This window comes from Winogradskyella sp. PC D3.3 (assembly GCF_054366245.1).
In genome coordinates this window covers 1,442,532-1,463,789 of sequence record NZ_CM135962.1, presented here as the reverse complement: position 1 = coordinate 1,463,789, position 21,258 = coordinate 1,442,532, and the positions used below count along the sequence as shown (strand labels likewise).

The window sequence follows — 21,258 nt, the reverse complement described above, 5'->3', positions numbered from 1 at the left end:
GTTTTAATTTTAGCTAAAATTAAAGTATGAGCGTTAATATTATTAGCAATAACGACAATTGTAATACTTTTACTCGTATATTTTTACGTATTGAACAAAACAGAAGACACAGCACCCCAAATACCAAGAAAACGAAAATTTCGTTGGTTGCGCAGAACCTTACGCGTACTGCTAGGAATTCTTGTGTTTTTATTTTTGGTGATTCTTTTTGTTCGTAGTCCTTGGGGACAATCTATTATTGTTGAAAAAGCCGTTAGCTTCGTTTCAGATAAAACCGGAACTAAAGTTGCTATAGAAAAACTCTTTATTACGTTTGACGGTGATATACAACTCGATGGTTTATATCTCGAAGACAAAAAAGGGGACACTTTAGTTTATTCAAAATCATTGGAAGCTAATATCCCTCTAATTAAAATTATAAGAGGTAATGGCATAGGAGTTGATGCTTTAGATTGGGATGGTTTGCGTGCCAATGTGATTAGAAAAGATAGCATTGAAGGTTATAACTTTCAATTTCTAATTGATGCTTTTGCTTCTACCGACACTACAGCTGTTGCAACAGATACCACCTCCACTCCACTGAACCTTGTTTTAGGTAACTTAAATTTCAAGAATTTTGATGTTGTTTTTGATGATGCGGTTGCGGGCATTGATTCGAGGTTTATAATTGGCAAGTTGAAAGCTAATATGAAAACCACCAATATTGAAGACATGATTTTTGATGCTTCAACGATTGAACTTAGCGAAGCTAATATCAAGTTTATTCAAAAACCTGTGGAGATTGACACCACAACTTCAAATACTCCTTTACCGAAATTAGCTTTTGAAACTATTGTGCTAAACAATGTGGTTGCTTATTACGAATCCCAACCTGACCGTTTGATTGCAGATGTCGATATTTCAGAATTCGAAACACAATCACCGAATATAAATTTAGCGGATAATGATTTCAGTCTAAAAAAAATCACGCTTAAAAATTCAAGAATTAGCTTAACAACCAAAGCTAAAATAGATGGTTTAGCACCAAAAATAGATGACGTCACTGAAGATTCAACAACAGATAGCAACACCTTTGAATGGCCTCAACTTAAAGTGAATGTTGCGACAATTGATTTTAAAAACAACACCATTAATTATCTTATTGGCAATGCAAAACCAACAAAGGACGTGTTTAATCCTGATGCGATTGCCCTGTCAAATTTCACGCTTCAAGCGAAGGACATTTTATTAAAAGATAAAAACGCAAGCCTAAATTTAGAGCAGCTTAATTTTAATGAAGCTTCAGGATTAAACTTAAATCAATTAGCTGTTAATTTTGAAGCTACAGATCAAAGCATGCAATTGGATGATTTAAAATTCAAGTTAAATAACAATTCAATTTCAGGTGATGCGCATTTAGAGTATCAGTCACTTTCAAAATTAATAGAAGCTCCTGCTTCTACTAAAGTCAACCTGAATTTACCTGAATTTAGCGTGTCCTTATCTGAAATCTTCAAGTTTCAACCCGATTTAAAAAACAACACTTACCTCAACACATTAAGTAAAAAACAATTAACCGGAAACCTGAATGCTTCAGGAACTTTAGCCTCCATCAATTTAACCAATACCAAATTAAATTGGGGAACTACAACCCAAATTTCAGCTAAAGGAACGCTTCAAAACGTCACCAATCCTGAAACACTTCAATTTGATATTCCACAGTTTTCAGCAGTTACAAAACGCTCTGATTTAATTCAGTTTGTAAATGAGGAAGACTTAGGAATTAGCTTTCCAAATGACGTGAAATTTGTAGCACAACTCAAAGGCAACCCACAAGACATTTCAGCAAAAGCAAAACTAACAAGCTCTCAAGGCCTTGCGACTATTAATGGTAGCTTTAAAAACGCAGATAAAATTGCGTTTAATGCTACTGTCGCTATTGAAGATTATAAAGTAAATGAATTGCTTAACAATCCGCAATTTGGGACACTAAGTCTTACCCTTACATCTGAAGGAAGCGGAAACAACATCAACACACTCGATGCCATTTTGGATGCTACTATTTCTGAATTTCAACTTCATAATTATGCCATAAAAGATCTTCATCTTAATGGTGATATTAAAAACGGAACAGGAAATATTCAGTCGCAATATAAAGACAGTAATCTCAATGCCAACCTAGATGCTTTTGTGGTTTTAGATTCTATTTCACCTGAAGCTAAAGTTAAAATTAACGTTATTGGCGCTAACCTAGAAGCGCTTGGTGTAATGAGTCGTAATATTAAAACGGCCATGAATGTCACTGTAGATTTTAAAGGCAATGGTGAAACCTACGATGCTAGCGCTAACATTGACAACGGTGTTGTTGTGTATGACAATAGAAGTTTTTTAATAGGTGATATTAAAGCCTTTGCTCATGTGGATACAGACACGACTTCGGTTTCTGTTAAAAACAACATTTTAGATCTTGATTTAAAGTCAAATACCAATCCTCAAACGTTTAGTAAAGCGATTAAACGCCACGTTCTAAGTTATTTTTATAGGGATGAAAATGTCTCAGACACGATTAGTGATTTTGTAAACCTAAACCTCAAAGGAAAAATTGCACAATCCCCTTTACTGAATGACGTCTTCTTAGTTAATGTTCAAGGTTTAGACACCATTAACGTGGCTGTAGATTTTAACGAAAAAGCGCGACAACTACAAGCAAATATTACGGCGCCACATATTAACTATAGTGGCAATAAATTGGACAGTCTTGCTTTTTCTATGGATACTGACAAAGAGAATTTCAATTTTAATCTAGGTTTTAAAAACATCACTGCTGGTCCGTTAGATGTGCCTAAAACCATCATAACTGGCCACCAAACCAACAACGAATTAGCGCTTAACTTTTTGGGCTATCATCAAGGAGAGCAGCTCATGAACGTCAACACCAAAATCACTGGTAGCAGAGAGCGTTTAAGATTTACAGTAAATCCGGATAGCTTAATTCTCAATAAAGAGAAATGGTTAATTCCTGAAGACAATGAAATCCTCTTAACCGATAAGCATCTCGAATTTAATAACTTCAAAATCAACAAAAACAACCAATCTATCGCGCTTACGGACAAATTACAAAATATTTCGAAAGAGCATATTGCCATTGAATTCGAGAATTTTGATATCAATGCCGTCTTTGATTATCTAAACCCAGAAGCCGAATTAGCAACCGGACAACTAAATGGTAATTTTATTCTTGAAGATCCGTTTAACAATGCTGGTATTTTAGCCGATTTAAGCATTGAACAATTGAACATGCTTAAAACCGATTTAGGGACTTTAAGCGTGAATGGAAATTCATTGGACGACAATAGTTATGCTTTTAATGCTGGACTAAAAGGTGGTGATATTGATTTTGATCTCGTTGGAGATTACACTATTACTAATAACATAGCAAATCTCGATCTCGATTTTAATATCAACGAATTCAAAATACAAGCACTCAACACCTTATCTATGGGTGAAATTAAAGATGCTGACGGTAGTTTTTCTGGTGCTTTTAAAGTTACAGGTTCAACATCAGATTTAAAATATGATGGTTCCATAACATTCAATAATACTGGTTTCAATATCGCTAAATTGAACACTAAATTTAGCATGACTAAAGAAACGCTGAGCATCAATAATGAAGGACTTTCAATGAAAGATTTCACCATTAACGATGAAAACAATAATGCCTTAGTCCTTTCTGGTAAGGTTGGCACCGAAAGTTTTATCAATCCAACCTTCGATTTAAGTGTGAAAACTACAAATTTTCAAGTCTTAAACGCTTCAAAAGAAGACAATCAAGAATTTTACGGCAAGGTCACTTTTGATGCCAATGCAAAACTAACTGGCGATTTACAAATCCCAAAATTAGATGCTAAGCTCACTTTAGGTTCCGATACCGATCTCACTTATGTACTACCATCGTCAGTAGCCAGTGTAGAGGAACGCGATGGAGTTGTTGTATTTGTTAATCGTGAAAATCGAGATGCTATTCTCACTCAAACTGAAGAACAAACGGCTACGATAAAAGGCTTTGATATTAGGGCGTTATTCAACGTTGGAAAAAACGCAGCAGTCACTATAATTATAGATAAAGACACCGGAGATAATTTTAAAATTTCAGGTGAAGGCGATTTTGTGTTCACCATGAAACCAAACGGAAGAATCACTTTAACTGGTGCCTATGAAATTTCAGAAGGGCATTACGAACTCAACCTTTACAATTTAGTGAATCGAAAATTCTTAATTGCTCAAGGCAGTCGTGTCACTTGGTCTGGCGATCCGTTTGATGCGAAACTAGATATACGTGCCATTTACAATTTAGAAACTTCAGCTTACGGATTGATGGCATCGCAAATCTCTGGTGCAGATTCCTCTGTAAAAAGCAAATACCAAGAAGTTTTACCTTTTAATGTCTACCTCAATATTGATGGTGAATTATTACAACCAAAAATTTCATTTGGCTTAGATATGCCGGAAGAAGACCAAGGTGCCATTAGCGGACAAGTATATTCGAGAGTACAACAAGTCAACCAGCAAGAAGGAGAATTGAATCGCCAAGTCTTTTCTCTTTTAGTGCTCAATCGTTTTTATCCAGATTCGGGTAGTGATGGTAGTGACGGAGGCTTTGCCACTATTGCAAGAGACAATTTAAACGATGCGGTATCCGATCAGCTGAATACATTTTCTGATAAAATATTAGGTAGTACTGGTATCGAACTCGATTTTGGATTGAATAGCTACACCGATTATCAAGGCGATTCACCAACCGACCGTACCGAGTTAGAAATCGCAGCAAAGAAAAAATTGTTTAACGACAGATTAACGGTTAGTGTTGGTAGTGACGTTGATATACAAGGTAGCAGTAGCACTGATGAGGAAACACCTGTAATTGGTAATGTAAGCTTAGAATATGCGTTAACAGAAGATGGCAGATACCGACTAAAAGGCTTTAGAAAAAGTGAATTTGAAAATGTAATAGATGGCCAAACCATAGTGAGTGGTATTAGTTTAATATTTACAAAAGAATTCAACCAATTTAGCGAACTTTGGGACGCTATTTTGCGTTCTAAAAAAGAAAAGAAAGCAAAACCCGAAGCCGAGAAAGCGACACAAGAAAAACAGCAAGAAGCAACGGACGAAAGCATGGAACAGAAAACCAATTAAACTTGAAAAGCATCTTAAAACATAGTATCGCTTTTATTTTCTTCGGAATGATTTTATACTCATGCAGTATAACAAAACACATTCCTGAAGGCGAACGTTTATATACTGGTGCTAAAATTGAAATTGAATCCGATTCGATTATAAAAAATGAAGATGATCTTAAAGCCGAATTGGAAACCATTTTAAGACCTGAACCGAATTCTAAATTCTTAGGCATGCATTTAGGCTTGTATTATTATTACAAAATGCAAAAGAAAAAACCAGGGTTTCTCAACAGATGGCTATATAAACAAATAGGAGAAAAACCTATTTATCAATCTAGCATAACACCTTTTGAGATTGAAGACGTATTAAGAAATCGACTAGAAAACAAAGGTTATTTCTATAGCACTGCAACTTCCGCTTTTGAAGAAAAAGAGATTGAGGCGTCCATTAATTATAAACTAAAAATCACGGAACCCTATAAAATGGAACGTTTTCAGATCGACTCTATGCCGTCACCACTCTATGAAGATGTAAAAAAAGAAACTGACAAATCCCCATTTCAAAAAAGCATGCGTTTCGATTTGTCTAATATGAAATTAGAACGTCAACGTATTGATGCGCAACTAAAGCAAAAAGGCTATTATAATCTCAATCCCGATTTTTTCATTTTTGAAGCAGATACCAATCAGTACGACAATAAACGTTTCGATTTATTTCTAAAATTGAAAGCTGAAGTCCCTAAAAAAGCGACTATTCCTTACCGCATTTCAAAGATAAATGTCTTTGCTAATTACGACTTACAAGATTCCACATACGCCAAAACAGAACGGTTCAACAATAAGAATTACATACAGGATACACTGTTTATAAAACCTAAATTCCTCGATGAATTTATTACACTAAATGAAGGAGATTTCTACAGTCCTGAAAATTCTAAAAATACCGCCAGACGTTTATCTAAAATTGGAGCGTATAAATATGTCAACATTCAATATAAAGAAATTGATTCGCTACTCACGGACAGTTTAGGTATTCTTGAAACTAATATTTTTTTATCACCATTAACCAAACGTGCCGTCCGTGCCGAATTGCAAGCCGTCACCAAATCTAATAATTACACAGGCCCACATTTAGCGTTAACCTACAGTAATCGAAATGTGTTTAAAGGTGGAGAAACGTTTAACATTAGTACAAATGTTGGTTACGAATCGCAATTTATCAGTGGCAACAACACAGGACTTAGCAGTATAGAATTGGGTCTAACAACGGAACTCATTTTTCCTCGTGTTTTATTTCCTGTAAAAATCAATACGGATTTCTTTAAATATTCTATCCCAAAAACAAAGACAAGTGTTGGACTTAATTATTTGAGTCGAAGTCAACTATATACTTTACTTTCAGGAACTGGACAGTTTGGCTACTCTTGGAATGCTAATAGATTTATAACCTATCAGTTTAATCCTATTTCCGTAAGCTACACTAGACTTTCAAATACCACTGCTGAATTTGAAGCTATTTTAGACGAAAATTCATACTTACAACAAAGTTTCGATCAGCAATTTATTTCAGGTATGACCTTTTCATTTACTTATAACGAAATGGTAGATGCTAACGATCCTAATCAGTTTTACCTAAATACAGCTTTAGATGTTGCAGGTAATTCGATTAGTTTGCTAGGAAAAGAAACCACTTCTGGCGAACCTAAAGAATTTTTAGGATTGCAATATGCGCAATATGCGAAAGCCGATTTAGATTTAAGATTCCATCTTAACTTCGGTAAAGACAGAGCACAAACCATAGCAACACGATTATTTGCGGGCTACGGCTTACCTTATGGAAACTCGGATGTTATTCCGTATGTAAAGCAATATTTTTCAGGAGGTCCCTATAGTGTTAGAGCTTTTAAAACGCGCTCTTTAGGACCAGGAACTTACAATGACAATAGCAATAACGACGATGTAACCTATTGGGATCAAACTGGAAATATTAGACTAGAAGCCAATGTAGAATATCGTTTTCCTATAGTTTCATATTTTAAAGGTGCGGTATTTGCCGATGCTGGAAATGTCTGGAACTCTAAAGCCAATTCTGTGTTTGATGGTGAAGATAAATTCACCTCTAACTTCATTAATGAATTAGGTATGGGAGCCGGATTTGGATTGCATATTGATGTCCAAGGTTTTGTTATTCGTTTCGATTTGGCTGCACCTTTCCACGATCCGTCATTAGCACCAGGAAAACGCTTCGATTTTAAATATGACGAACCTGTACTTAACTTCGCTATTGGCTATTCGTTTTAATTATATGATAAACCGAAGCAATGCTATGCAATTGCAAATACCTTATTATATTTGAATTTAATATCTTTATTGAAACATAGGTTTTCAAAACTAGACAACAATTACATATGACAGAAAAAGAACAATACATGAAAGAGGCTGTAAACGCAGCTTTAAAAGGAATGAATAACAATGAAGGCGGACCATTTGGTTGCGTGGTTGTTAAAGACGGAAAAATTGTAGGACGTGGAAACAATAAAGTAACTTCTACAAATGACCCAACAGCACATGCTGAAGTTACAGCGATTAGAGATGCTTGTAAAAATTTAGATTCTTTTCAACTAGATGGTTGTGAAATTTACACCTCTTGCGAGCCTTGCCCCATGTGTTTAGGCGCTATTTATTGGGCGAGACCAGACAAAGTATATTATGGAAGTAACCAAGTAGATGCTGCAAATATTGGCTTTGATGACGAATTTATTTACAAAGAAATCCCATTACCATACTCAGAACGTAGCATTCCTTTTGAACAATTAGGAAGAGAAATTGCATTAGAACCATTTCAGGAATGGACTAAAAAAGAAGATAAGACAGAATACTAAACAATCCAATACGTCAGTTCGAGTGTTTTGACTTTTGGGTCGAAATGTATCGAGAACTTTTGTCACAAAAAAGCTTCTCGATAGAAAATTCCGAAAAGGGAATTTCACTCGAAGTGATGTAATCGTTACATTTTTAATTCATTTATAATTGAAATAACTAACATGATCACCTTCATCCTAAATAACAAAACCATTAAAACATCGGAACATTCCGGAACCACTTTACTGGATTTTGTACGTTACCAACAACGCTTAACTGGCACCAAAATTGGTTGTCGTGAAGGCGATTGTGGTGCTTGCACACTTTTGGTCGGTACACTAAACGACGATACAATGGAATACCAAAGTATCACCTCATGTATTTCACCATTAGGAAACGCACATGGCAAACATATAGTAACGGTTGAAGGCACCAATCTAAAAGACACACTCACCACAGCTCAAGAAGCCATGAAAGCGAATTACGCTACCCAATGCGGATTTTGTACACCAGGCTTTGTCGTTGCTCTAACTGGCTTTGCTTTATCTAATTCAGAAAACAATTACAGCAATGCCATTGACGCTATTAGTGGAAATATTTGCAGATGCACAGGTTATAAAGCCATTGAAAAAGCCGCTCATCAAGTGGTTAAAAAACTAGAGCATCAAGAAAAAAATTCTTTTAAATGGTTAATTGACAATGGATTTATTCCAGAGTATTTTGAAAGCATTCCACAACGTTTAAAAGATATTGAAGCTAAAGATTTAAATCAACCTAAAGGAAAATATGTTTCTGGCGGAACGGACTTATACGTGCAAAAAGCAGATCATTTAGCAGATAACGACGTGCATCTCATTGCTGAAAAAGAGTATCTAAAAGGCATTTCAATTGAAAACGGAATTTGCACTATTGGAACCAACTCTACCGTTTCTGATTTATGGAATCATAAAGAATTAAACCGCATTTTACCCAATTTAAGAAAACACTTAAAACTAGTCTCTTCAGAACAAATTAGAAATATGGCGTCCTTAGGTGGAAACATCGCCAACGCATCGCCTATTGGTGATATGACCATATTTTTCTTAGCACTTAATAGTGATCTTACAATTACCAATGAAAAAGACGAAGAGCGTAGTGTTGCACTAAATAACTTTTATCAAGGTTATAAAACTTACGACTTAAAAGATGATGAACTTTTAAAAGCCATCAGCTTTAAGTTACCAACAGCGCAGTCCTTTTTCAATTTTGAAAAAGTCTGTAAACGCACCCATTTAGATATTGCAAGTGTCAATTCAGCGATACATTTATCCGTTGAAAATGGTACCATTGCAAAAGCGCATGTGTCTCTTGGCGGTGTTGCTGCAATTCCGAAGTATTTACACGATACCTCAGCATTTTTAACAGGAAAACCACTGAATTCAGAAACGATATTAAAAGCTAACGAGATACTTCAAAAGGAAATTAGTCCAATTAGCGATGTTAGAGGAACTAGTGATTATAAGCGTTTACTTGCAAGGCAATTGTTTTTCGCACATTTTACGGAGTTGTTCCCCAATCATTTCACCTTAAACGATTTTGTTCAGTATGCATAATAACAAGACAAATACAGTACGCGACACTAAATTAGATGCGGTTTCAAAATCATTAAAACAAAGCATTAAAAACTTAGATTCTTATACGCATGTTCGTGGCGAATCCTTGTATGTTGATGATGTTAATATTAGACAAGGCACATTTCACGCCGTGGTTTTTGACTCACCAAAAGCACACGGAAAAATAAAACATATCGATTATTCTAAAGCAGAAGCTTTGGAAGGTGTCGAACGTATTTTCACCTACAAAGATGTTCCAGGTGAAAATGAAATTGGAGGCATCATCGCAGACGAACCTTTATTTGCAGAAGATGAGGTGCATTTTTGGGGCATGCCAATTGCTTTAATTGTTGCCGAATCAGAATTCATTGCACGAAAAGCAAGAGGTTTAATTGAGATTGAAATTGAAGATTTACCAGTCATCACCACAGCAAAAGAAGCCAAAGCTAAAGGTAGTTTTATCAACGCACCACGTTCTTTTAGTTTAGGTGATACTGAAAAAGCATTTGCAGACTGTGACTATGTTTTTGAAGGGGAAACCTTTTCCAATGGACAAGAACATTTATATATTGAAGCACAAGGCGCTTACGCTGAACCAATGGAAAATGGCAATATAAAAATCACTTCATCTACGCAAGGCCCAACGGCTGTGCAAAAAACTATTGCAAAAGTTTTAGGCATTGCCATGCATAAAGTTGAGGTCGATGTGACACGTCTTGGTGGTGGATTTGGTGGAAAAGAAGATCAAGCCACACCTTGGGCCGTTATGGCTGCTTTGGCAACGTATCACCTAAACCAATCAGTGAAATTGATCCTAAATCGTCATGATGATTTACGCATGACAGGAAAGCGTCATCCTTATGAAAGCACTTATAAAATTGGATTATCTAAGGACTTAAAAATTTTAGCTTACCAAACCGAATTTTTACAAAATTCTGGTGCTGCTGCAGATTTATCTCCTGCCATTGCTGAGCGCACCTTATTTCATGCCACCAACAGTTATTATGTACCAAATGTGACCACAAAAGTATTGAGTTGTAAAACCAACTTACCACCAAATACAGCTTTTAGAGGTTTTGGCGGTCCACAAGGTATGTTTGTGATTGAATCTGCTATTGCAAAAGCAGCTTCTGAAATTGGGGTTTCTGCTAGACAAATTCAAGAAGCGAATTTACTAGATGAAAATGACACCTTCTCCTATGGACAAATTGCTAAACAAGTAGAAGCCAAAAACACATGGCATTCTGCCAAAAACATATTTAATAGTGATGCTTTAGAACAAGAGGTTGCTGATTTCAATAAGAATAATACAGCCTTCAAAAAAGGCCTTTCGTTTATGCCAATTACCTTTGGTATATCGTTTACCAACACACCAATGAATCATGCACGTGCTTTGGTTCATATTTATTTAGATGGTAGTGTTGGTATAAGCACAGCGGCTGTAGAAATGGGTCAAGGTGTGAATACTAAAATGATGCAGATTGCTGCAGATGTATTTTCGATTCCTATTGAAAAAATTAAGATTGAAACGACCAATACAACGCGTGTTGCCAATACGTCTCCTTCTGCGGCGAGTTCTACGGCAGATTTAAACGGAAAAGCGACCTTAATGGCTTGTAATGCTTTAGTAGAACGTTTAAAACTAGTGGCTTCAGAAGATTTAAATGTTTCAGAAAAGGACCTTACTTTAAAAGATGAATTTGTCTTTATAAATGATAAACCATCCGAATTATCCTGGACAGAACTTATTAATAGTGCCATGCTCAAACGTGTCGCTTTAACCGAAAATGCCCATTACGCCACACCAGAAATTCACTTTGATAAAACCAAAGAAAAAGGCCACCCTTTTGCCTATCACGTTTACGGCACAGCGATTACAACGGTGACTGTAGATTGTACGCGTGGTACTTACGAATTTGACTCCGTTAAAATTGTACACGATTACGGAAAAAGCATGAGTGAAGGCATTGATTTAGGTCAGGTAGAAGGTGCTTTAATACAAGGTATCGGCTGGATGACTTTGGAGGAAATTGCCTATAATGATGATGGTAAATTATTATCTAATGCACTATCAACCTATAAAGTGCCTGATATATTTTCTGTACCCAAACGTGTGGAAGTGATTCCAGTAGAAACCGAAGGCAATGACATGGCGATTTTAAAATCTAAAGCCGTTGGTGAGCCACCATTAATGTATGGTATTGGCGCTTATTTTGCGCTTCAAAATGCGATAAAGGCGTTTAATCCTAAGTATAATTTACAATTTCATGCACCGATGACACCTGAAAAAGTGTTGATGAGTTTGTACAACAATCAAAGCGTTTAAATGACTACAGAAACACAAATCAACGAACGCATTTTTGAAACATTCCCTGAATTAGAAAGCGACAGATTACTTTTTAGAGCTTATAAAAAGGATGATGCTCAAGCGCTTTTTAATCTTAGAAGCCATAAAGATGTTTCAAAATATATGGATACCACAATCCCTAAACAGATTAGAGACGCCGAAAATAAAATCACAGACTATCAGAACGCTTTCGAGGAAAAAAAGGTATTACTTGGACTATTATTGAAAAGTCTAGTAATTCTCCTATAGGTGATTTTGGGATTTGGCGAATTGACAGGCAAAACTCAAGAGGAGAAATAGGCTATATTTTACATCCCGACTCTTGGGGAAAAGGATACATGACAGAAGCTTTTAATACACTAATTCGTTTTGGATTCAATAATTTAAATCTTCATAGTTACGCTGCTAATGTTAATACTAAAAATGAAAATTCTAAAGCACTGTTACTTAAATTTGGATTTAAATTAGAGGCTCGTTTTAGAGAGAACTTTTATTATGATGGCCAGTTTTCAGATAGCGAAATTTATTGTCTCATAAAATCAGATTTAATCTAAACGCCTTATCGCTCTACATTACAAAAAACAAAACATCCTTAAAGGCGCACTTATTTACAGTGCAGGCGACTCTATTGCTGCATTGCTGCTAGATGAATTTTCAATTTATCGCTTATTGGGAATGATGCTAGTTGGTGCTACATTCTACGCTTTTGAAATCCCAAATTATTTTGATTGGATAGTAAAAACAACACAGTTTCGAAAAGGCGCTAAAGCCACATTAAGCAAAACTATTTTAGCAATAGCCTATTTTAATCCCTTATGGATTGCCAGACATTTACTATTTATTAAATTATTTTCAGGTCAGTTTGAAGCGATTGGTTTTAACCTTTTAGAGATTGCGTTTTGGTCGTTTTTGGTAAATATCCCTATTTCTTTTATGGCAAATTATATTATTCAAAATCGATTCCAACTCAAATGGAGGTTTTTGGGATCGGCTGTATTCTCTGCTTTAATGGCGATTTATTATGCTTTGAGTGAGACTATTTTTTCTTAACCAATTCCTGCAAACGCAGGAATCCCAAAAATGAGAAGAACATTATTATCGTACATATCCTCTAAGGTTTTTAAAACCTGACAGGTATGAAAGTTAATTAACAGCAGCAAAGTTTTTTAAAATCGTATCAGGATAACAGCCGAACAAATAGATTATATGTTCTTGCTTTACCAGACCTGCAAGGTTTGAAAAACCTGCAAGGTCTTACTATTTCTTATAAAACCTCACCAAACGGAGACGAATGAGATTGTGTGATGCGTAACATCCCTTAATCAGACCTATCAGGTTTTTCAAACCTTACAGGACTAATTCAGTGATTCTAAATTTTCTTTAGTAAAAATTCTAAATTCCGTAATTCCATAATGCGTCAAAACAGCATCCAATAAATAATCTCTAACAACAAGAATGAGATGCTTGTTTTCATTAGTTTCATAATTTGAAATCAATTTTTCAGCAGAACTATGCAAGCCTTCACCTTTCAATTCCAACTTCCCAAGTTCATCAATAATAAGATATTGCGATTTCTTTTCTGAAGCGACAGCTAGCAAATAAGTATTCGCCTCATCAAAAGCCGATTTTAAAAATTTAAAGTGTCCTACTTCAGTGATATCTTCATTTTTGTTTTCAAGTTCAGTTTCAACTTCAAGTTCAAATGCTTCTTTTGATTTTACTTTCAAAAAAATGCGCTTTCCATTTTCGTCATCCGGACATAATAAACCATCAACATCATTTCGGTTTTTACACCACTGTAATAAAGCTGTTGTTTTCCCTGTTCGTATAGCACCTGTGAGGATATATATCATTCCGAAGGCACTTTAAAATGAATACAATTAGAAATACTATTCGCCATAAAATACTGGAATCGCGTGTAGCCTTTTAAATGTTTTGTGTCTTTCCATGTCAATGCAATAATTTGACGGAAATACGGAAATAAGTCCAGAGCATTCGCAATATCCTCTTGATATTTAGATTCTTTTTTTCGAAGATATTTCTGAACCACTTTCAATAAAAAAGGGCCTATAACCAAATACCAAAGCATTAAAATTAAGAAACTTCGTAAGACGATATAAATGGCTTTTTGCCACCCAAAAAGCGGACCACCAAATATTGAAAAGGCTAAAACTATAATCGCAATCGTAACCAACCAAACCCAAATGACTTTCGTTTTAAAAGCTACTTTTTTGGTTTTCTTATCGCGTTTATTCGTTTCAAGTTGAAGATAAAAATCAGTTTCTTTTTTATTCGAAATAATCTTAATCGTGTTTTTAATAAAAATACCTGCCAAAATTCCGCAAATCCCATAAACCAAAAGATAGGTGGTGACTAAAACCGATGTTGTAGAGGTTTCTGAAACAAAATCTAACTTTTTCTGAACCCAAGCTCCATAAATATCAATGGCTTCCCAGAGATTTGTTCCGTAAACGATGGTTAGTATTAATAATTTTTGAAGGGCCGATTCTAAAAACGTCACCATTCCTAAAACCATTATCGTCGCTCCTTTCCATGAGACATTAGAAAATAAAATCGCGCCTAAAACCGCTTGAAAACTCACAGCAACATAAGCACCGAATGGTGAATATGGACTCACGGCCATTTTTATAATTAAGACAATGACCAAGGCTTTTAGAATCGATTGCCATTTATTTTCGGCATAATAGGCAATTAAACTAATGAGTAAAATGGACACGCCACCAACAATCAATCCAGTAAATGGCGAATTAAACACATGCAAAAAACCGCCTAAACCCGACTCGTTTAAAGCCCAAAGTGCTGTTAGTTTTTCTATGATGGATTTGTTGTTTTTCATCTTAAGTTCCTGTGAAAACGGGAATCTCTTTTAATTCTCAACGGTGTCTTTATAATGCACTTGAAGTAATTGAGCAACCACACTAATCGCGATTTCTTTTGGTGTATCGCCTCCGATATCTAATCCTATTGGACAAACCACATTTGTCATCCCTTCAGGAATATCCATTTCTTTAATCAACATCGTATTGAATCTTACTTTTTTTGTTTTGCTTCCTATTAGTCCTAAAAATTTAGTTTCGTTTTGCAAAGCCATACTTATCAAATCAAAATCAATGGCATGATTATGTGTCAGCACTAAAACATAACAATTAGGTCCCCATTTCACAGCATCTTTAAAGGTCTTAAAATCGGTTTCGGTCGCTTGATGTGTCGTTACACTGCTGTCTAATTCTAAATTAGAAAACCAATCTTGGCGTGAATCTATAAGGTGCACTTTAAAAGGTGTATCGACTAGAAGTTTACAGATTTCAACACCAATATGTCCTGCTCCAAATAAAAATAATTCTGGTGATTGATTCATAGGTTCTATGATAAATTCCACTTTTCCTCCGCAACATTGTTCAAATTCTGGACCTAAAGTATAGGTAGATTCAATAATTTTATTCTCTTTTAAAGCAACGATAGCTTCGTCTATGGCTTTAAACTCAAGCTTCCCTCCTCCTATGGTTCCGTGAATATCTTTGTTCTCAGTCACTAACATACGCGCCCCTACCACACAAGGTGTTGACCCTAAGCACTTCGTTACCGTTATAAAGGCAACAGGTATTTGCTTTTGTTTAAATTCAGAAAGTAAGTCAATCCAGTTTTGCATTTCTAATAAAAAAAGAGAATTTAAAAGTAAGGTTTTTTGATTGAAATGCTCTTCTATTTTTAAAACTAGCGTCAAACCTTTTAATAGAAATCAATCTTTTAAAATTTTCTGTAATCTTTAAGATTTAACTTCGACTTAATCGTTATATTGATTTTTCTAAATCAAAAAATAATTTTATGTCGAAACCATATTACGATGCTGCGGATTTACGCAAATTTGGAAAAATTACCGAATGGAGTGAAGAATTAGGAACTAAATTCTTTGACTATTACGGAAAAGTATTTGAAGAAGGTGCTTTAACCGCACGCGAAAAATCACTCATAGCTTTAGCAGTAGCACATACAGAACAATGCCCATATTGTATAGATGCCTATACAAAAGACACGTTGCAACGTGGTATTACCAAAGAGCAAATGATGGAAGCCATACATGTTGGTGCAGCCATAAAAAGCGGTGCTACTTTAGTACATGGTGTACAAATGATGAATAAAGTCAACAAATTAGACGGTTAGATTAAAAACCTCAACCGCATTAATTTCGTAAGAATTACAAACAAGAGAAACGATTAATGGCAACAAAGTCCCTAAAAAAGCTCGGAAACGATTTAGCACAAAGCAATAAACAAATAGAAATACTCTCTAATGGTATTTTTAAAAATGGTGAATTACCTACGTTTAAAGCTAAGATTTCAGAAACGAGTCAATTTCCAATTAAAGCAAAAAAACTAGAAATTCTACAAATTAACGTTGGTTATATGTGTAACCAGGTTTGCGACCATTGCCACGTTGATGCTGGTCCGGATCGAAAAGAAATAATGACCAGAGACACCATGAGACAATGTCTTGAGGTGATCAAAAATTCTGGAGCACACACGCTAGACTTAACTGGTGGAGCACCAGAAATGAATCCTGATTTTAGATGGTTTGTAGAAGAAGCTGCTAAAGTCGGCATTAAAGATTTTATTGTACGTTCTAATTTAACCATAATTAGAGCCAATAAAAAATATTACGATTTACCAGAATTCTTTAAAAAGCACAATGTACACGTGGTAAGTTCTATGCCACACTGGACACGTGGAAAAACAGACAAACAACGTGGCGATGGTGTTTTTGATAAATCGATAAAAGCCTTACAAGAATTAAATGCTGTGGGTTACGGAATGCCAGGAAGTGACCTAAGATTAGATTTGGTTTACAATCCGTCTGGAGCCTTTTTACCAGGTGATCAAGTTGCAATGGAAAAAGATTTCAAAAAGGCATTGATGGACGATTTCGGAATTGAATTCCACAATCTATTTGCCATTACAAATTTACCTATTGCACGATTCTTAGATTATTTAATTGCTTCAGAAAACTACGAAGATTACATGTATTCTTTGGTGGAAGCTTATAATCCGGCTGCTGTAGAAAATGTGATGTGTACCAATACCTTATCGATTAGTTGGGATGGGTATTTATTTGATTGTGATTTTAATCAAATGTTAGAACTACCTGTAAATAGTAAGTCGAGGCACATATCAGAATTTAACGAAGAATTATTAGAAGGACGTAATATCGTCATTTCACAACATTGCTATGGCTGTACTGCTGGCGCAGGAAGCAGCTGTCAAGGTGTTGTAGCATAAATTAATTAAGATTTCTGCCTTCGCAGGAATAAATAATGAAGACTAAAACCGCCATATTAATCTTTGCAAATTCTGCAGAAAAAGAATTGATTTCAAAATCAATTTCTTCTTCTGACTTCTTTAATTTGCTTGATTCTGATACTGTAAAAACGGTTAAGAAAACGAATTTACCCTATTTTCATTTTTCCGAAAAAGAGCAAATAGGTAGTTCATTTGGCGAGCGCTTTACTAATGCCATTGAAGCCGTTTTTAATAAAGGCTTTGAACATGTTATTTCTCTCGGAAACGACATACCACATCTTAGGGCCAATCATATTCTAAAGGCGACTCAAAACTTAGCAACTTCAGACTATGTTTTAGGACCTTCAACCGATGGTGGTTTTTATTTAATGGGTTTCAAAAAAACACATTTTAATAAAACTAGTTTTCAGAATTTACCTTGGCAAACGGCTAAATTAAGACAGCGTTTAAATACCGAATTGCAACATCAAAACAAAAGTGTTTCCTATTTAGAAATGCTAACAGATATTGATGATGTTTCCGATATCGACCTTGTTTTAGAACGTTTTAAAACATTAGATTTTAAAATCAAACGATTACTATTAATACTTCGAAAAACAATTAAGACCATTGTAACGTCTGCTTCCGTTTTTCAATATGCTACAGTCTTTGAATCACCATACAACAAAGGCTCACCAATATCACTTCATCTATAAAGAGGGATTTTAACGCTATTAAAATCCAAGAATTTTTACACCTAAATATTCTCACATCTTAAAAAATCGCCATGTTTTGTGGTCGTGATATGAAGTACATTTACTCATGCTTGCTGCTATGCTTATGTCTATTGGGCAATGCGCAAATTACAATTACCGGAACCGTCACCGATGCTGTTTCAAACACACCTTTGCCGTTTGTAAACATCTCATCTAACAATGGCGATGGAACAACAACAGACGAGCAAGGCACATATAGCATTGTCGTTAATTCAAATTCAGAGCAACTTACTTTTTCCTTTTTAGGCTTTAAAACCCAAACCATTAGTGTTGGTAATACAACTATAATCAATATTGCACTTGAAGAAGATTCCGCAGCTTTAGACGAAGTGGTCATTACTGCTTTAGGTTTAGAACGGGACACTAAAGAATTAGGTTATGCTGTTCAAGCCATTTCTTCCAAAAAATTAACAGAAGTAAAAACCGTAAACTTTCTAGATAACCTACAAGGAAAATTAGCTGGAGTTACAGTAACGCAAGGTGCCACAGGTGTTGGTTCTTCTTCCAAAATTACGATTAGAGGCGAAGCGTCCTTTTCTAACAACAATCCTTTATTTGTGGTGGATGGAGTGCCTATAAATAATGAAACGGTTTTTAATTTCACCAATGAAGCTGCTGCAGGATTTCAAGAAATTGATTTTGGTAATGGTGGCATGGAAGTCAATCCGGATGATATTGGTTCCGTTACGGTTTTAAAAGGTCCGAGTGCTGCTGCATTATATGGTACAAGAGCCTCTAATGGTGTTATTGTTATTGAAACTAAAAACGGAAAAAACAAAAGAGGTTTAGGCGTCAGTTTTAATTCTTCTCTTTTTGTTGAATCTGCTTTTAAATTGCCTGAATTTCAAAATTCGTATGGTCAAGGTAATTCTGGTGAATTTGAATATGTAGACGGTTTAGGTGGTGGTATAAATGACAATATCACCTATTCTTGGGGACCACGATTAGACACGGGTTTGTTAATTCCGCAATTTGATAGTCCTGTGCAATTACCAAATGGCACTTTTGTTAGAGGTGGAGATACTGCCCTTTACGATGGCTTAGACATCACAGCAACACCTTTTAAATCGAATCCAGATAACTTGAAGAATTTTTATGAAACCGGTGTTACAACCATTAATAATATTTCAGTTTCTAATGGATTTGATTCCGGTAATTACAGATTATCATTTACCGACTTGAGAAGTGAATCGATTATTCCTGGCGTGAATTTAGACCGACAAACCATTGCTGCCAAATTAAACTTTCAACCAAGTGAGAATACTCAAATCAATTCATCTTTTAGCTACATAAATTCTAGTAGCGACAATAGACCTTCCAATGGTTACGGAAGTGAAAACGTGAATTATTCGCTTGTAGCTTGGGGTCCACGTTCTTTAAATATTGACAACTTAAAAAATTATTGGCAACCTGGTTTAGAAGGCACACAACAATACTCGTTTAACTACACCTTTTTTGACAATCCGTATTTAATCTTAAATGAGAACACCAATTCCTTTAATCGCGATCGTATTTTTGGGAATATTTCTATTAAGCAAGAACTGACTAAAAACTTAAGTATTTCCTTAAGAACAGGAATGGATTATTCTACAGAAAAACGCCAATTACGTCGTGCTTACAGCAGCAACCGTTTTAGTAATGGTGCATACGCAGAACACGATGTAATGTTTAGAGAAGTGAATACCGATTTTTTAATCAACTATAAAAATCAGTTTAATAACTTTTCTGTAGATATCTTTTTAGGTGGAAATCGATTGAACCAAACCGCATCAACTAAACAATCGCAAACGGTTAGTTTGGCACAACCAGGAATCTTTAATCTAAACAATGCAGCATCACCAATTGAAGTGTTTCAGTTTGAAAGCGAAAAGCGAATTAATTCATTTTACGGCATTACAAAACTGGGTTATAAAGACTATTTATTTTTAGATATTACAGGAAGAAACGATTGGTCTAGTGCTTTAGCTACACCTTTTTCTGTGGATGGCACCTCGTTCTTCTACCCTTCTGTGTCATCGAGTTTTATTCTATCTAATATTGTGGAGTTGCCAGACGTATTTTCGTTTGTAAAACTTAGAGCAAGTGTGGCACAAGTTGGAAATGATACTAGCGCTTATCAAACTTCAGGTGCTTTTGTGTCACAAACGCCTTATAACAGTCAACCCACATTTAGCGATCAAAATTTTATCCCAAATGCCAACTTAAAACCAGAACGTACCACCTCTTATGAATTTGGTACCGACTTGCGTTTTTTTGAAAATAGAGTACGATTAGATGTCACTTATTACAATGCCAATACCGAAGACCAAATTATTTCTTTACCTGTGGCTATTTCTTCGGGCTACAATCAGCAAGTGGTTAATGGCGGAAAAGTAAATACGCAAGGTGTGGAAATTATTTTAGGGATCACACCTGTTCAAACCGATCATTTTAATTGGAATAGCACGTTTAATTTTGCAACCAATCGTTCTGTAATTAAAGATTTACCACAAGCTGATGGCAGATTAACACTAGCCTACAGTAGAATTTACGATAGCGCCAACCAAACGGTTTGGTTTCAGGTAGAAGAAGGTGGACGTGTTGGTGATTTCTATGGAACAGGTTATGAAAAAAACGAAAATGGCAAATTTTTAATTGATGATGAAGGTCGATTTATCGCAGATAATGATTTACAAAAATTAGGAAATTATAATCCTGATTTCACTTTGGGCTGGAGCAATAATTTCAATTATAAAAACTGGAATATGAGTTTTTTATTCGATTGGAGACAAGGAGGCGAAATTGTTTCGAGAACACGTGCTTTAGGAAATGTCGGTGGTCAATTAGCTGAAACGAGTTACAGACCAGATGCTGGAATTGTAGCACAAGGTGTTAATGTAAATACAGGACAAGCCAATACTGTTGCGGTTTCGGCAGAAAGTTATTACCGACAGTTTTACGATAGAAATCACGAAGAAAACAACGTTTACGACGCTTCCTTTTTAAAGCTACGTCAATTTGCCATTGGTTATACCTTCAATATAAAAGATGGCTTCTTGGGACTAAAAGAAGGTGCTGACTTAAGTCTTTCGTTAGTTGGAAATAATCTATTTGCGATTACGGAGAATCCGCATTTTGACCCTGAGCAATTAGCGGTTCAAGGGAATGGATTTGTAAGTGGTGTTGAAGACATGAGTTATGCGACCACACGAAGTATTGGTTTTAAAGCCGGATTTAACTTCTAGTTCT

At 35.4% G+C, this 21,258-nt stretch carries 15 protein-coding genes; 12 read left to right on the top strand and 3 right to left on the bottom strand.

Annotation, left to right across the window (positions count from 1 at the left end):
* Positions 1-90: 90 nt before the first annotated feature.
* The 8 genes from ACXGSQ_RS06265 (at position 91) to ACXGSQ_RS06230 (ending at position 13,010) form a co-directional block, all read left to right on the top strand.
* Complete coding sequence (locus ACXGSQ_RS06265) at positions 91-5,175, top strand: translocation/assembly module TamB domain-containing protein (protein ID WP_458628769.1); 5,085 nt, start codon at positions 91-93, stop codon at positions 5,173-5,175.
* 2 nt (positions 5,176-5,177) lie between these two features.
* Positions 5,178-7,460, top strand: a complete 2,283-nt coding sequence (tamL, locus tag ACXGSQ_RS06260; protein WP_458628768.1) for a translocation and assembly module lipoprotein TamL — start codon at positions 5,178-5,180, stop codon at positions 7,458-7,460.
* Positions 7,461-7,567: 107 nt separating this feature from the next.
* Positions 7,568-8,041 (top strand): nucleoside deaminase, encoded by a 474-nt coding sequence (locus ACXGSQ_RS06255; RefSeq protein WP_458628767.1) that lies wholly within the window; start codon positions 7,568-7,570, stop codon positions 8,039-8,041.
* 162 nt (positions 8,042-8,203) lie between these two features.
* Positions 8,204-9,613: an FAD binding domain-containing protein gene (locus ACXGSQ_RS06250; RefSeq protein ID WP_458628766.1), complete on the top strand. Its 1,410-nt coding sequence runs from the start codon at positions 8,204-8,206 to the stop codon at positions 9,611-9,613.
* Positions 9,606-11,939 carry a xanthine dehydrogenase molybdopterin binding subunit gene (locus ACXGSQ_RS06245; protein ID WP_458628765.1) on the top strand — a complete coding sequence of 778 codons (2,334 nt, stop codon included), beginning with the start codon at positions 9,606-9,608 and terminating at the stop codon, positions 11,937-11,939. The genes ACXGSQ_RS06250 and ACXGSQ_RS06245 overlap by 8 nt, the downstream gene beginning before the upstream one ends.
* Positions 11,940-12,209 (top strand): GNAT family N-acetyltransferase, encoded by a 270-nt coding sequence (locus ACXGSQ_RS06240; RefSeq protein ID WP_458628764.1) that lies wholly within the window; start codon positions 11,940-11,942, stop codon positions 12,207-12,209.
* On the top strand, positions 12,167-12,514 hold the full coding sequence (locus tag ACXGSQ_RS06235) for a GNAT family N-acetyltransferase (protein WP_458629326.1): 348 nt from the start codon (positions 12,167-12,169) through the stop codon (positions 12,512-12,514). Before ACXGSQ_RS06240 ends, ACXGSQ_RS06235 begins: the two co-directional genes overlap by 43 nt.
* Before the next feature lie 121 nt (positions 12,515-12,635).
* On the top strand, positions 12,636-13,010 hold the full coding sequence (locus tag ACXGSQ_RS06230; protein WP_458628763.1) for a hypothetical protein: 375 nt from the start codon (positions 12,636-12,638) through the stop codon (positions 13,008-13,010).
* A gap of 305 nt (positions 13,011-13,315) precedes the next feature.
* Here ACXGSQ_RS06230 and ACXGSQ_RS06225 read toward each other — a convergent pair whose 3' ends face one another.
* From ACXGSQ_RS06225 to xdhC, 3 genes are read right to left on the bottom strand one after another with little or no spacing between them, the layout of a single operon-like run.
* Positions 13,316-13,813: a nucleoside-triphosphatase gene (locus ACXGSQ_RS06225; protein WP_458628762.1), complete on the bottom strand. Its 498-nt coding sequence runs from the start codon at positions 13,811-13,813 to the stop codon at positions 13,316-13,318.
* Entirely contained in the window at positions 13,810-14,817 is a 1,008-nt protein-coding gene (locus ACXGSQ_RS06220; RefSeq protein ID WP_458628761.1) for a hypothetical protein, read from the bottom strand. The genes ACXGSQ_RS06225 and ACXGSQ_RS06220 overlap by 4 nt, the downstream gene beginning before the upstream one ends.
* A 30-nt stretch (positions 14,818-14,847) precedes the next feature.
* The gene (gene xdhC, locus ACXGSQ_RS06215; protein WP_458628760.1) at positions 14,848-15,630 is read right to left on the bottom strand and encodes a xanthine dehydrogenase accessory protein XdhC; all 783 of its coding nucleotides are present in this window, start codon (positions 15,628-15,630) and stop codon (positions 14,848-14,850) included.
* 176 nt (positions 15,631-15,806) lie between these two features.
* On the opposite strand from xdhC, the gene ACXGSQ_RS06210 reads away from it, so the two are divergent.
* The 4 genes from ACXGSQ_RS06210 to ACXGSQ_RS06195 all read left to right on the top strand — a co-directional run bounded on the left by ACXGSQ_RS06210 (position 15,807) and on the right by ACXGSQ_RS06195 (position 21,254).
* Entirely contained in the window at positions 15,807-16,142 is a 336-nt protein-coding gene (locus ACXGSQ_RS06210; RefSeq protein ID WP_020895861.1) for an arsenosugar biosynthesis-associated peroxidase-like protein, read from the top strand.
* 56 nt (positions 16,143-16,198) lie between these two features.
* Positions 16,199-17,254, top strand: a complete 1,056-nt coding sequence (gene arsS, locus ACXGSQ_RS06205; protein ID WP_458628759.1) for an arsenosugar biosynthesis radical SAM (seleno)protein ArsS — start codon at positions 16,199-16,201, stop codon at positions 17,252-17,254.
* 35 nt (positions 17,255-17,289) lie between these two features.
* Complete coding sequence (locus ACXGSQ_RS06200; RefSeq protein WP_458628758.1) at positions 17,290-17,970, top strand: TIGR04282 family arsenosugar biosynthesis glycosyltransferase; 681 nt, start codon at positions 17,290-17,292, stop codon at positions 17,968-17,970.
* Between the two features lie 89 nt (positions 17,971-18,059).
* A complete protein-coding gene (locus ACXGSQ_RS06195) occupies positions 18,060-21,254 on the top strand; it encodes a SusC/RagA family TonB-linked outer membrane protein (RefSeq protein WP_458628757.1) in 3,195 nt (1,064 codons plus the stop codon).
* Positions 21,255-21,258: the final 4 nt, after the last annotated feature.